The sequence below is a fragment of the Mycobacterium sp. GA-0227b genome (genome assembly GCF_001499855.1).
GTDB lineage: Bacteria > Actinomycetota > Actinomycetes > Mycobacteriales > Mycobacteriaceae > Mycobacterium.
Genome location: NZ_LQIK01000004.1, coordinates 117,123 through 130,259, shown reverse-complemented (window position 1 = coordinate 130,259; position 13,137 = coordinate 117,123). Strand labels below are relative to the sequence as shown.

General features: G+C 64.6%; 12 protein-coding genes. 5 read left to right on the top strand and 7 right to left on the bottom strand.

From position 1 onward, the window contains the following. Window positions 1-7 precede the first annotated feature (7 nt). The gene (locus AU185_RS05590; protein ID WP_059099014.1) at window positions 8-1,264 is read right to left on the bottom strand and encodes a lipase family protein; all 1,257 of its coding nucleotides are present in this window, start codon (window positions 1,262-1,264) and stop codon (window positions 8-10) included. A 265-nt stretch (window positions 1,265-1,529) separates the two neighbouring features. On the opposite strand from AU185_RS05590, the gene AU185_RS05585 reads away from it, so the two are divergent. From AU185_RS05585 to AU185_RS25295, 4 genes are all read left to right on the top strand, one after another. Beyond that, on the top strand, window positions 1,530-1,832 hold the full coding sequence (locus tag AU185_RS05585; RefSeq protein WP_059099015.1) for a WXG100 family type VII secretion target: 303 nt from the start codon (window positions 1,530-1,532) through the stop codon (window positions 1,830-1,832). Next, window positions 1,832-2,119, top strand: a complete 288-nt coding sequence (locus AU185_RS05580; RefSeq protein ID WP_059099016.1) for a WXG100 family type VII secretion target — start codon at window positions 1,832-1,834, stop codon at window positions 2,117-2,119. The genes AU185_RS05585 and AU185_RS05580 overlap by 1 nt, the downstream gene beginning before the upstream one ends. Window positions 2,120-2,185: 66 nt before the next feature. Continuing rightward, a complete protein-coding gene (locus tag AU185_RS05575; protein WP_059156947.1) occupies window positions 2,186-4,768 on the top strand; it encodes a WXG100-like domain-containing protein in 2,583 nt (860 codons plus the stop codon). 391 nt (window positions 4,769-5,159) lie between these two features. After that, complete coding sequence (locus tag AU185_RS25295) at window positions 5,160-6,005, top strand: hypothetical protein (RefSeq protein WP_156428040.1); 846 nt, start codon at window positions 5,160-5,162, stop codon at window positions 6,003-6,005. A gap of 74 nt (window positions 6,006-6,079) precedes the next feature. Here the strand turns inward: AU185_RS25295 and ahcY are convergent, their stop codons facing one another. The 6 genes from ahcY to AU185_RS05535 all read right to left on the bottom strand — a co-directional run bounded on the left by ahcY (window position 6,080) and on the right by AU185_RS05535 (window position 11,662). Beyond that, window positions 6,080-7,537, bottom strand: coding sequence for an adenosylhomocysteinase (gene ahcY, locus AU185_RS05560; RefSeq protein WP_059099092.1), 1,458 nt, complete (start codon window positions 7,535-7,537; stop codon window positions 6,080-6,082). A gap of 116 nt (window positions 7,538-7,653) precedes the next feature. Then, the gene (gene alkX / locus AU185_RS05555) at window positions 7,654-8,292 is read right to left on the bottom strand and encodes a TetR family transcriptional regulator AlkX (protein WP_059099020.1); all 639 of its coding nucleotides are present in this window, start codon (window positions 8,290-8,292) and stop codon (window positions 7,654-7,656) included. A 47-nt stretch (window positions 8,293-8,339) separates the two neighbouring features. Beyond that, complete coding sequence (locus AU185_RS05550; protein WP_059099021.1) at window positions 8,340-8,519, bottom strand: rubredoxin; 180 nt, start codon at window positions 8,517-8,519, stop codon at window positions 8,340-8,342. 35 nt (window positions 8,520-8,554) lie between these two features. Beyond that, entirely contained in the window at window positions 8,555-8,716 is a 162-nt protein-coding gene (locus AU185_RS05545) for a rubredoxin (protein ID WP_059099022.1), read from the bottom strand. Further along, window positions 8,713-9,870 carry an alkane 1-monooxygenase gene (locus AU185_RS05540; protein ID WP_231740291.1) on the bottom strand — a complete coding sequence of 386 codons (1,158 nt, stop codon included), beginning with the start codon at window positions 9,868-9,870 and terminating at the stop codon, window positions 8,713-8,715. The genes AU185_RS05545 and AU185_RS05540 overlap by 4 nt, the downstream gene beginning before the upstream one ends. A 322-nt stretch (window positions 9,871-10,192) precedes the next feature. Further along, the gene (locus tag AU185_RS05535; protein WP_059099024.1) at window positions 10,193-11,662 is read right to left on the bottom strand and encodes an amino acid permease; all 1,470 of its coding nucleotides are present in this window, start codon (window positions 11,660-11,662) and stop codon (window positions 10,193-10,195) included. Between the two features lie 55 nt (window positions 11,663-11,717). Here AU185_RS05535 and AU185_RS05530 point away from each other — a divergent pair, with 55 nt between their 5' ends. Continuing rightward, window positions 11,718-13,088: an FAD-dependent oxidoreductase gene (locus tag AU185_RS05530; RefSeq protein ID WP_059099025.1), complete on the top strand. Its 1,371-nt coding sequence runs from the start codon at window positions 11,718-11,720 to the stop codon at window positions 13,086-13,088. Window positions 13,089-13,137: the final 49 nt, after the last annotated feature.

The window sequence follows — 13,137 nt, the reverse complement described above, 5'->3', positions numbered from 1 at the left end:
CGACGCTCTAGAAGCGCCCGCAATTGGAAGCGGTCGGTTTGCCGTTGAACCGGTCGGCGATCCACTGCATCGCCGGTTCCCCGTCGACGAGCATCGGCAGCGCGTGATTGACCATCGCTTTGTTCAGAAACGGCGGTTGCTCGTTGGTACGCGCCTCGACGTCGGCGCCCTGGGCGCACCAGTCGCGACCGAGCTGCATCGCCGGCGCCCAAGGAACCAGCGGATCGAACCGGTTCGCGTTGATCAGCACCGGGGCATTGGGTTTCATGCGCCCCAGCCTCTGTTCGTCGAACAGCGACTTGAACGGCTCCTTTTCGACGAGCGCGAATATGTCCTGGTTGAAGTAGGGCTGCAGGTGTCGAAACATGAATTTCGTGAGCGTCTCGGCGACGCACTGGTCTTGCACCTTGAAGAGCATGTCAGCGCCGCGCGGGGTCAGCGTCGCCCTGATCGCTTCCTCGTGTTCGGGGTAGGCCGCCATCACCCCATTCAGCGCATAACCCACGGCTCCGATCAACATGCTGCCGTCGATGAACGGGAACAGCGCCTTGAGGTCGGCCGGCGGCGCGCCGGCGTAGGAGCCGACCACGTGGAGTTCGGGCGCGTATGACGACGCCATCTCGGCTGCAGATGCCGCCGCGCCCCCGCCCTGCGAGTAGCCCCAGAACGCAACGGGCCCATGCTGAGTCAGCGACGTGCCGGGTAAACGCTTGGCGGCGCGCGCCGCGTCGAGCATCGCGTGGCCCTGCGACACCCGATTCGCATAGGTGTGCAGCCCCGGGGTGCCCAAGCCCTCGTAATCGGTCATGACGATCGCGAAGCCGCGCGCGACCATCGTCGCGACGAACAGCTCTTCGTAGTTGAAAGCCAAATCGAGGTAAGGCGACCAATGGATGCCCTGATTGAACTGTCGAGACGGTGCGCACTGGTCGCCTTGCCCTTGCGTTCCGGGACCGTAGACGATCAGCGGGCGCGTCCCCTGCCCCGGCCAGGGGACGTGCGGCTCGAAGTAGGTGCCGGTGACGACGTTCGGGTTTCCGCGAGCGTCGTTGCTGCGGTACATGATTCGTGTCCCGTCGGCCATGATCATGCCGAGTTGACCCGATGGCTCCAACACCAGCCGGGACGGCTCCGAGCGGACGACGTCGCCAGGTTGGCCCGGCGGCAACGGATCTGGCGGAGTGTAGAACGCCTGGTACTCGTCCTCGTTGAAGTACGGATGATGGTCGTCGATGGTCGGGTCGTCGGCTGCCGCCGTCGCCATTCCCGTAGTGAGGAAGAAGCTCAACAGTGCGACGACAACCCGGAATCCCCGACCCACGGCGCGAACGTTAACAGTTCGGCAACGGCCGGGGGCGCGAAGACGAGCACCGAAACGGAGCCTGGGCGAGCACAACGGCGGGGCGACCAAATTGGTGTCAAGAGCCATTGCCCGCGTGTGAGATACTGGTGGCGTTTAGCTGGCTGTGTCCGTGCCGGGCCTCCCCTACCTGTGGTCGATCCGGCATTTGTGCTGTTGAGGGGCGATTTTGAGCGAGTTGCAAGTTGATGAGGCGACCGTCGCTGCGGTAGCTGGCGATTTGCGCGCGGTTGCAGAGGAGACGCGGTCAGGCCTGTCTGGCCTCGACGGGCAGTTGTCGCGCCTGCTCGGTTCCGGCTGGACCGGTCAGGCCGGCTCGGCGTTCGGTGACGTGTGGCAGCGCTGGCACGAGGGCGCGGCGCAGTTGCTGGGCGGCCTGGACAAGATGGCGGCGTTGCTCGACGACGCCGCCGAGGCGTACCACCAGACCGATACCTCCGGCGGGGACGCGATCGATTCGGCGGGTATGTGATGGCGAGCTTCAGCGTGGACCTGCCGGCGTTGCTGGCGTCCGTCGACCAGATGTCGGCCTTTCATGGTCAGCTCGAGCAGTCGCTGTCGCGCGTCCGGGCGTCGGCAGAGTCGCTCGGGCTGTCGTGGCACGGGGACGCGGCCAGCGCGCAGCAGTCGGCGCAAGCCCAGTGGAACAGCGGGGCCGAGGAGTTGCGTGCAGCGTTGGCGCAGCTGCGCGACATCGCCGAACAAGCGCACGGCAACTATTCAGAGGCCGCGAGGATGAATACCCAGATGTGGTCGTAGGTTCGCGTGGCACCGATAACTGTTGATCCGGAGGTACTTTCGGGTGCCGGCGAGTCGATCAGCTCGGTGGGCGACGAAATCGCCACAGCGGTGAGCACATTGACAGCGAGCCTGTCCGGTGGCGCGCGGTCTGGAACCGATCCGGCTGGAGCGGTGTTCGGGCATTCCTATCAGCAACTGGCCCAGGGGCTGCTGGATGCGGGCGCGGAGGCGGTCAACGCGGGTCGCAGCGTGGGTTTCGGTGTGCAGATGTCGGCAACGAACTATTCGCGTGCCGATGCAGCGTCGACAATCGGCGGTGCTGCAACCGCATTGGCTCCGCCCGATACGCCTGCAGAATTCAGTGCGCCCGCCGCACCGTCCGCACAAGGCGGTGGGGTTCCGCCACCGTTGTTGTGGTCGGTGATCCAGTCGTTCATCCCCGATGTGTGGCCGGACGGGGATCCGGCCTCGCTGCGCAGCACCGGCAATGCGTGGCAGACCTTCGCGACCGCTATTGGCGGCATCGCTGGACACCTCACTGGACCGTCGGGAGTTGTTGGCAGCCAACAGATTCCCGAGGGCGGCGCGATGACGACGGCCATCACCAAGCTGACGGAAAGCCTCAACAACATCGCCACCGAGGCGGGGAATTTGGCGACGCAGACGCTGGAATTCGCCGATGACGTCGAGAACACGCAGAACGCCATCCGGGACCTGCTGGACCGGGTCTCACCGTCGGGATTCCTCGACGGTCTGAAAGCGGTGTTCTCCGGCGACGCCCTCGAAGAGCTCAAGGAAGTCGCCGACGACGTCAAGACGGTGCTCGGCGGGTACGGACGCCAGGCAGAGGCGCGGCGCGACGTGCTGCAGATCGCGATGGGCGCCGTTGATGACGCGATCGTTTCAGTGGAGCAGTGGGCGCGGCGCGAGTTCCCCAAGTACCTCGGCGACGACGTGGGCAATGCCTTGGCGACGTCGCTGGACTTCCAATTGACTTTGCGCCAAGGCATTTTGGCGGGAGCGGTCGACACGATCGACAGCTTCGGACAGCTCGATCCGTTGCGGTTCGCGTACGACCCCGAGGGGGCCAAAGACGCCTGGGCGGGGATGGCTGAGAGCCTGGGCGAAAGCCTCCTGTATGCGACCCCGACGGGAATCATGTCGAATCCCGTTGGAGCGTTCAACCATTACAAAGACCAAGCCGCGGATGTGGTGCACGCCGAGGACTGGTCGTCGGAGCGGTCGGGCTTCGGCCTCGGGAAGATTCTTTTCGATGTCGGTGCCGCCGCGATCCCGGGTGGTGCTGCGGCGCGCGGCACCAAGGCTGCCGTGGACGCGGGCATCGACGCGCCGTCGCCCGGGAGGACGGTTGACGGCCCGGGTGGGGCCAGCAATTTCACGTCGGCCACCCAGCGCGTCGACGACATCACGCAGTCGCTCGACGAACTGGGCAATGACGTTCGAACAGCGCCCATGTCCACTCCGGGCAGCGGGCCGCGCATTCCAGACGAGCTTGCCAACCCGACGAGTACTCCTGAGGCACCACGCATTCCGGACTCACGGTCTGCGCCCGGCGCGGCGGCGCCACTGACACCGGACTCGGCGCCCGGCGATCGGTCACCAGCGCCGCAGTCGTCAGCGCCGGTTGACCGATCGCAGGAACCTCAAATTTCGACGCCCGTAGGAACTTCGCCGCAGTCGTCGGGTGGCGCGCCTGGCGATCAACCGTTAGCGCCGCATTCCTCGGCGGCGTCTAACCCTCCGGCACATTTGCCGGCAGGTGAGCTTCCCGGCGCCGGCGCGCTGGGAGAGGTCGATGCGCCATCCGCTCCATCTCAGACAGCATCGTCCGCTAGCCCAAGCTCGGTTGGGGCTGGGGCTCAGGCCCCGAGCAACTCCCTGGAGGGAGGTTCGGCAGGCATCGGGCCGTCGCCTGCGACAACAGAAGGTTCGCCCGCACCGGATTCAGCTTCTTCCGATTACTCAGCTTCGGGCAACCGAAGTGGCGCTGGTATGGCTGATCCACCGTCTAGCGCGGCACCGGAATCCGACGCTACAGGCTCATCTCCGTACGACGATGGGCCAGCCGGAGTACGCTCCACGGAAAATAATGGTGGACCCCCGTTGGGTACCGACCATTCGGGTGAAGCCTTTGCAGATAACGACGTATCTCAGCGACATGACCATGGATTGAGCGACGCGCAACGCAACGAAATATTGGCGGCAGAAAAGGGCAGCCGACCTGACCCATCGGAATATCTGACGCCCGAGTACATTGAGGAACATCTTCGGTTCTTCGAAGACGGCGCAAGCCGGTTCATGACCGCTGACAACCTTCGGGATTATGGCATTGGGCAACGAGACGGCACCACCTTCGTGTTTCCGACCAGTGAGCTCGACGCCCTTATGAATGAGACGGCGGGAGATCGGCGCGCCCTTGAAAGGGCGTTGGGATTGCCTGAAGGTTATTTTGAGTCATATGAAGTGGTACGTATCGACATTCCCGACCCCGAAAATCACGGACTTCGTATTCCGTCTGGGAACGAAGCTGGGGCTAACGATCAATGGATTCCCGGCGGATTGCTTCCGCAAGGCATGCCAGAAGCGGTCGTCGACGGGCGCGATATTCCGGACGACGACTACTTGGTGACCGACATACCCGAATAGGAGGACAAGGTGAGATTTGAGAATGCGTTTGTATCGAGGGAGCACCGGTATTCTCTGGGCGTTGAAACAGAGACGGGCGATCACTTTGCCGCTATCCCTGTCGCCAATCAGATGGTTGATTATATCGAGTCATACAGAATAAGTGATGATGAGTACGAGTCCTTTCTCAGAGACCCCGATCTTGCGCTCGAATTCATCGAGTCCTGCCGTCGACGGGAGCAGGACGATCGTCTTTTCATGCGGCCGGGGTCCGACCGCGGCACGCCCGTATGAGCGTAAAGAATCGTCGGTTGAAGATATCAAGCGGTCTTATGAAAGCCCTTCTGGCGAACCGTTGTTCCACGTATAACCACAAACTCGTCCACGTCTGAATACATACCGGGGGCACTTCATGACTGTTAACGCGCTCGACGCCTACGATCTCGGCTACGCCATGGGCTCGCTGATGATTCCGCTCATCGGTCTGATCCTTCTGATAATCGGTCTTGTTCAGCTGACCCGGTCGCAGAAACAGCCGCCCCCGCCGCCTCAGCCATATGGCGGACATCCGCAACCTCCGACTCAGTTCGGGCCGCCGCAATTTCCGCCCCCGCCCGGTTTCGGACCGCAGGGTTATCCGTCGTACGCACAGCCACCGGGCGCGCCGGCCTATCCGCCGCCCGCTGGTTATTGGCCTCCGCCCCGCCCCAAGCGGCGCGGTATGGGGCTGATCATCACGGGCGCGGTGATCCTTGTTTTGTCTTTGTTGGTCGGCGGCCTCAGAGCCGCGGGGTCGGGCACCGCGGCTGACGAGTCGACCGGCATCGGCCACCTCGATTCCGGGGAGAGCCTCGCGGTCGGCCAATGTGTCGCCCAGGACGAATTCGGTGACGGCGCACCGACATCGACCGATTGCAGTGATCCCACAGCGACCATGGAGCTGGCCTCTCTCGGCGGACCGGATGCCGAGTGTCCAGACGGAAAGCGGCGCGACGCCACCGACTACACCACTCTGTTCTGGGACAACGCGACGATGTGCTTTCTCGCCAATCTCGTTGAGGGCGAATGTTATGCGATCAATATGGAGAATAGGTTTGAGGCACCCTTCATCCGCGAAGACTGCGCCGGGTCAAGCGCGACCATCAGGATTGTCCAGCGGTTCGATGACACTACCGATGCGACGCAATGCCCCACCGCTACGAAACCGATCTCGTACCCTCGTCCCGCGCGGTTGTACTGCCTAGAGTCGCTCCAATAGCGCACAGCCGAAACTGCGGCCAGATCGCGATTTTCGTGCTGAACGCGATCTGACCGCAGTCTCGACGCAACAAATCAGTAGCGGTAGTGGTCCGGCTTGTACGGGCCCTCGACGTCGACGCCGATGTACTCCGCCTGCTCCTTGGTGAGCTTGGTCAGCGTGCCGCCGAGCGCCTCGACGTGGATGCGCGCGACCTTCTCATCGAGGTGCTTGGCCAACCGGTAGACCGCGTTGTCGTACTCGTCGTTCTTCGTCCACAGCTCGATCTGCGCGATCACCTGATTCGAGAAGCTGTTGCTCATCACGAACGACGGGTGACCCGTCGCGTTGCCCAGATTGAGCAGCCGGCCCTCGGACAACACGATGATCGACTTGCCGTCATCGAAGATCCACTGGTCGACCTGCGGCTTGATGTTGAGCTTCTTGGCGCCCGACCGCTCCAGCGCAGCCATGTCGATCTCGTTGTCGAAGTGACCGATGTTGCCCAGGATCGCCTGGTCCTTCATCGCACGCATGTGCTCGAGCGTGATGATGTCCTTGTTGCCGGTCGAGGTGATCACGATGTCGGCCTGGGCGATGCCCTGCTCCACGGTCACCACATCGAAGCCGTCCATCAGCGCCTGCAGCGCATTGATCGGGTCAATCTCGGTGACCGCGACGCGTGCGCCCTGACCGGCCAGCGATTCCGCGCAGCCCTTGCCCACGTCCCCGTAACCACAGATCAGCACCTTCTTGCCGCCGATCAGCACGTCGGTGCCGCGGTTGATGCCGTCGATCAGCGAGTGCCGGGTGCCGTACTTGTTGTCGAACTTCGACTTCGTCACCGAGTCGTTGACGTTGATCGCCGGGAACGGCAGTTCGCCCGAGGCCTCGAACTGGTACAGCCGCAGCACACCCGTCGTCGTCTCCTCGGTGACGCCCTTGACCGACTCGGCGATCTTGGTCCACTTGTCCTTGTCGGTCTCGAAGCGCTCGCGCAGCACGCCGAGGAACACCTTCCACTCCGCCGGGTCGTCGTCCTCGGCCGGCGGAACGACGCCCTGCTTCTCGTACTGCGCGCCGCGCAGCACCATCATGGTGGCGTCGCCGCCGTCGTCGAGAATCATGTTCGCCGGCTCGCCCTCCCAGGTGAGCATCTGCTCGGCGGCCCACCAGTACTCCTCGAGCGTCTCGCCCTTCCACGCGAAGACCGGGGTGCCCTTGGGGTCCTCGGGGGTGCCGTTGGGGCCGACGACGACGGCCGCGGCCGCGTGGTCCTGGGTGGAGAAGATATTGCAGGAAGCCCATCGAACCTCAGCGCCCAGCGCGGTCAGGGTCTCGATCAGCACAGCCGTCTGCACGGTCATGTGCAGCGATCCCGAGATTCGTGCGCCCTTGAGCGGTTGCACGTCGTGGTACTCGCGGCGCAGCGCCATCAAGCCGGGCATCTCGTGCTCGGCGAGCCGGATCTCCTTGCGGCCGAAGTCAGCCAGGGACAGGTCGGCCACCTTGTAGTCGATCCCCTTGCGGGAGTCGGCCTTCAGCTCAGTCATGTAGAGCCCCTTTTCGTTCGTCATTGCTCATGGGCGCACGGACGGGCACATCGGCGACGGCCGTGCGAAACCCCTAGCCTGCGGGCTCGCGGGACAGGCGCTGGGCGCTCTGACAGCTAAGGGGTATCGATAACACCGTAGCGTTCGGCGAACGGCGTCATCAATCTGGCCAGGTCGCGCGCCACCACGTCGGTGGTCAAGTGGTCGGCCTCGGGTGGCATGGACACGTAGCTCATGGCGAGCCGGACGATGGCCCTGGCCAGCACTCCGGCGTCTTCCTCGCTGGCCTGCACCCAGCTGTCCATGAAGGTGGACGTCAGCCGCTGGCTGCAGCGCGTGATGATCGGCCCGCTGTCTGTGGTGATGAGCTGCAGCAAATCGGGTTTGGCCTCACCGGTCAGCAACGAGATCACCAGCGGGTCGGCGGCGGACTCGGCGAAGAAGTCACGAAATCCCTGCGAGAACGCCGCGTAGACGTCGCCGATGTTGCCTTCGATGGCGTCGTCGATCTGGTCGACGAGCCGGTCGGCGAGCCGCAAGGCATACGCCTGCGCCAGGCCTTGGCGGGAGCCGAACTCGTTGTAGATGGTCTGGCGGCTGATGCCCGCGGCCTTGGCCACGTGCGACAGCGTGATCGCCGACCAGTCACGGGTGAGCAGCAATTCACGCATGCCGTCGAGAATCGAATCGCGCAGCAGCACCCGCGACGCCTCGGCGTACGGGACCCGCTGTGCGGTTCGGCGCGGGCTACTCACACGCGCGACGTTAGTCGGTCCAGCCCCGGCATTCGCCCAGACCACCGTCACGGCCGGGCGACCTCCACCATCTCGAAATCCGACTTCGCCGCGCCGCAGTCCGGGCAGCTCCAGTCGTCGGGGATGTCGTCCCAGCGGGTGCCCGGGGCGATGCCGTCTTCCGGCCAACCCTTGGCTTCGTCGTACTCGAATCCACACTGCACGCAGACGAACAGCTTGTAATCCATGACCCTTCCTTTTCTCGTGGATTTGGCTCTGTGGTTCAAACGGGTTCGAAGTCGACCTTCTCGCGCACCGCGCAGTCCGGGCAGGCCCAGTCGTCGGGAATCTCGCTCCACGACGTGCCGGCCGGAAAGCCCTCCCGCGGAGCGCCTTTCGCCTCGTCGTAGACGAAGCCACAGCCCGGGCAGCGGTAAGTGCTCATTGGGAGACTCCAGTGGCCGCGTACTTCGCGAACACCTTGTCGCGTACCCGCGGGTGCACGTTGACCCGGGTGATGTCGCCGTCGTAGTGCTCGAGCACCCGGTGGTCCATCACGCGACGCCACAGCGGCGGGAAGTACGTCAGCGCGATCATCGACGCGTAACCGCTCGGCAGATTGGGGGCGCCCGCCATGCTGCGCAGCGTCTGATAACGCCGAGTCGGGTTGGCGTGATGGTCGCTGTGCCGCTGCAGGTGATACAGGAACAGGTTGGTCACGATGTGGTCGGAATTCCAACTGTGCACCGGCGCGCAGCGTTCGTAGCGGCCGCTTTCACGCTTCTGCCGCAGCAGGCCGTAATGCTCGAGGTAGTTCACCGTCTCCAGCAGCGTGAAGCCGAACACCGCCGAGATCGCGACGTACGGGATCAGTCCCCAACCGAACACGGCGATCAGCGCGCCGTAGAACACCACCGACATCGCCCACGCGTTGAGCACGTCGTTGGACCAGTGCCAGGGACTCTTACCGGCACGACGCAACCGCTGCGCCTCCAGCTCCCACGCCGAGCGCAGGCTGCCGAACACGCTGCGCGGCAGGAACTCCCAGAACGTTTCACCGAAGCGGGCCGACGCGGGATCCTCGGGCGTGGCAACCCGGACGTGGTGGCCGCGGTTGTGTTCGATGTAGAAGTGGCCGTAGCAGGTCTGCGCCAACGTGATCTTCGACAGCCACCGCTCCAGCGAGTCCTTCTTGTGTCCCATCTCGTGCGCGGTGTTGATGCCCACCCCTCCGAGCACCCCCACCGACAGCGCCAGCCCGATCTTGGCCGGCCAGCCCAGACCGCCGTCGAACCCGAGCCAGCTCAGGTCCGACGCCGTGAACAGGTAGGCGCCCATGATCACGCTGGCGTACTGGAACGGGATGTAGATGTAGGTGCAGTAGCGGTAGTACTTGTCGTTCTCGAGCCGCTCCATCACCTCGTCGGGCGGATTCTGCCCGTCCGGCCCGAACCGCAAGTCGAGGGCGGGCAACAGGATGTAGAGCAGGATCGGTCCGATCCAAAACGGCACCTGAGCCGCCACGTGCCAGTTCCACTGGTTGAACGCCCAGACCAGCGGAAGCATCACGAACAGCGCCGTCGGTGCGATCAGTCCCATCAGCCACAGATAGCGCTTCCTGTCGCGCCACTGAGCGACTTCCTGCTCGGGCAATTGCGTGGTCACTACGTGCCTCCTGAAGTGAGTACCATCACGTTCTCCACTTGACTATAGAGCCACATTTGTCGGCTGTCTAGACGCAGAGGCATATTTTGTAAAGCGGCGTAGAGCGTGCGCGACCGCGAGCGCGCAGCCACGTACGGTTTCAGCCCCCGAATCCGTACCAGGATGAGCGCTCGGCGCGGATTGCGTAGCAGGATGAGCGCTCGGCACCCACCGCGGATTGCAGGATGAGCGCTCGGCACGCGACCGCCGAGCCCTGTCAGCGCACCGGGATCGCTTCCGACTCCCGCCTGCCCAGCACCGAGTGACGGCGGCCGTAGACGAAGTAGAGGACCACACCGATCGCCATCCAGACGAGGAAGCGAATCCAGGTCAACGCCGTGAGGTTCAGCATCAGCCAAACGCAGGCCACGATCGAGGCGATCGGCAGCCACGGCACCCCCGGCGCCCGGAAGCCGCGCTCGAGGTCCGGCCGGGTGCGCCGCAGCACGATCACGCCGGCGGACACCAGAACGAACGCGAACAGCGTTCCGATGTTGACCATCTCCTCGAGCTTGTCCATGGGGAACACCGATGCGGTGATTGCCACGAGAGCGCCGACGATCAGCGTGATGCGCACCGGCGTGCCGTGCCGCCCGGTCTTGGCCAGAGCGCGCGGAAACAGCCCATCGCGCGACATCGCGAACAACACGCGGGTCTGCCCGAGCACCAACACGATCACCACGGTGGTCAACCCCGCGAGCGCACCGATCGAGATGACCTTGGCCGCCCAGTCGATTCCGTTGGCGCTGAAGGCCGTCGCGAGATTGGCCTTCTCCCCCGCCTCGCGCAAGACGCTGTAGTGCACCATGCCGGTCAACACGGCCGCCACCGCGACGTAGAGCACGGTCACGATCGCGAGTGAGGCCAGAATGCCCCGGGACACGTCGCGCTGCGGGTTCTTGGTCTCCTCCGCGGTGGTGGCGACGATGTCGAATCCGATGAAGGCGAAGAAGACGATCGAGGCGCCCGCCAGTAGGCCGTACCAGCCGTAGCTGCTGCCCTCGGCACCTGTGAGCAGGGACAGCAACGACTGATCGGTGCCGCTACCGCCTTCGCCGCGCTCGGCCGGCGGCAGGAACGGGGAATAGTTCGCCGCCTTGATGTAGAAGGCACCGACGGCGACCACCAGCAGCACGACCGCCACCTTGATCACGGTGATCGCCAGGCTGACCCCCGCGGAGAGCTTGGTACCCAAGGCAAGAATGACCGTGACGAACGCGATGATCAGCAGCGCACCCCAATCCAATCGCAGTGCACCGAGATCCGCTGTGCCACCGCCGAACTCGAACACAGCACCCAGATAACTCGACCACCCCTTGGCCACCACCGCCGCCGCGACGGCGAACTCGAGGATCAGGTCCCACCCGATGATCCAGGCGACGAACTCGCCGAACGTCGCGTAAGAGAACGTGTAGGCGCTGCCCGCGACCGGCACCGTCGAGGCGAACTCGGCGTAGCACAGCGCCGCCAGACCGCAGGCGATCGCGGCGAGCACGAACGAGACCGAGATCGCCGGGCCGGTGAGGTTACCCGCGGTCGACGCGGTGATGGTGAAGATGCCGGCGCCGATCACCACGGAGACGCCGAACACGGTGAGGTCCCACCAGTTCAGGTCTTTGCGTAACCGGGTGTCCGGTTCATCGGTGTCGGCGATCGACTGCTCCACCGACTTGGTCCGACGAGCCATGACGCTTCCTCCTGTTTGGGCTGTGGCCCGCAATGTAGCTAGTACTGTGCACCCGATGGGGCGGAGTTATAAACACGTCACCGTCATCGGGGGAAGTCTGGCGGGAATGTGTGCGGCGCGGGTACTCTCCGACGTCAGCGAGCGGGTCACGGTTTACGAGCGCGACGACCTGCCCGACGGCCCGGCGAATCGCGCCGCGGTACCGCAGGGCCGCCATGTCCACCTGTTGATGGCGCGCGGCGCCGACGAGTTCGAAAAGCTCTTCCCGGGGCTGCTCGCCGACATGGTGGCCGACGGTGTGCCGATCCTGGAGAACCGGCCGGACTGCATCCACTTCGGCGCCGCCGGCCATGTCCTGGGCACCGCGCACCGGCTGCAGAAGGAGTTCACCGCCTACGTGCCGAGCCGCCCACAACTGGAATGGCAGATCCGCAAGCGGGTGAAGAACGTCGACAACGTCGGGATCGTGCACGCCGCCGTCACCGAGCCGACCTACGATGCCGCGCGCGAACGGGTGACCGGCGTGCTGCTCGATTCCGGTCAGACCGTCGTCGCCGATCTCGTCGTCGATGCCACCGGCCGCGGTACCCGGCTGCCCGGGTGGCTCGAAAAATGGGGTTATGAACGTCCGGCCGAGGAAACCGTCGACGTCGGCATCGGCTACGCCAGCCACCAGTTCCATGTCCCCGAGGGTCTGCTCGCCGAAAAGGTGGTGGTCGCAGGGGCTTCGCGGGCGCAACCGCTCGGCATCGGCATGTTGTTCTACGAGGACGGCAACTGGAACGTCACGACCTTCGGCGTCGGCAAGGTGGCACCGCCGCAGAACGTCGGGCAAATCCTCGACTTGGCCGGCGAGATCCTGCCCGCGCACGTGTCGGCCGCGCTGCGTCAAGGGACGCCGCTGGGCGAGATGGCGTTTCACCGGTACCCGACGAGTCGTTGGCGTCGCTACGACGATCTCGAACGCTTCCCGGCGGGCATCTTCCCGTTCGGCGACGCCGTCGTCAGCTTCAACCCGACCTTCGGCCAAGGCATGACCATGACGGCTATCCAGGCCGGCAATCTGCGCACGGTGCTGGAATCGGGAATCGCCGATGTCGCGGGCCGACTGGCCAAAGCCACGGCGAAGACGACTTGGCCGGTCTGGATGATGACGGCCATCGGCGACCTCACCCTGCACAACGCGACCGGCAAGTCGAAATGGTGGTACAAGCCGGTGGGCGGGCTGTTCGATCAGTTCCTCGGCGCGGCAGAGACCGACCCCGTTCTGGCCGAGTGGTTTCTGCGCCGGTTCAGCCTGCTCGACAGCCTCTACATGGTTCCGTCGCCGCGCCTTGTCGGTCGCACCATCCGCCACAACATGCGGTTGTGGTGGGCCGAGAAACGGGCGGCCGAGAAACCGGTTCGGGTCCCGCAATCGGCATGAGGACCCGGTGCGCGGTACCTGCCCCGGTAATTTGGTAGCCATGACGAGG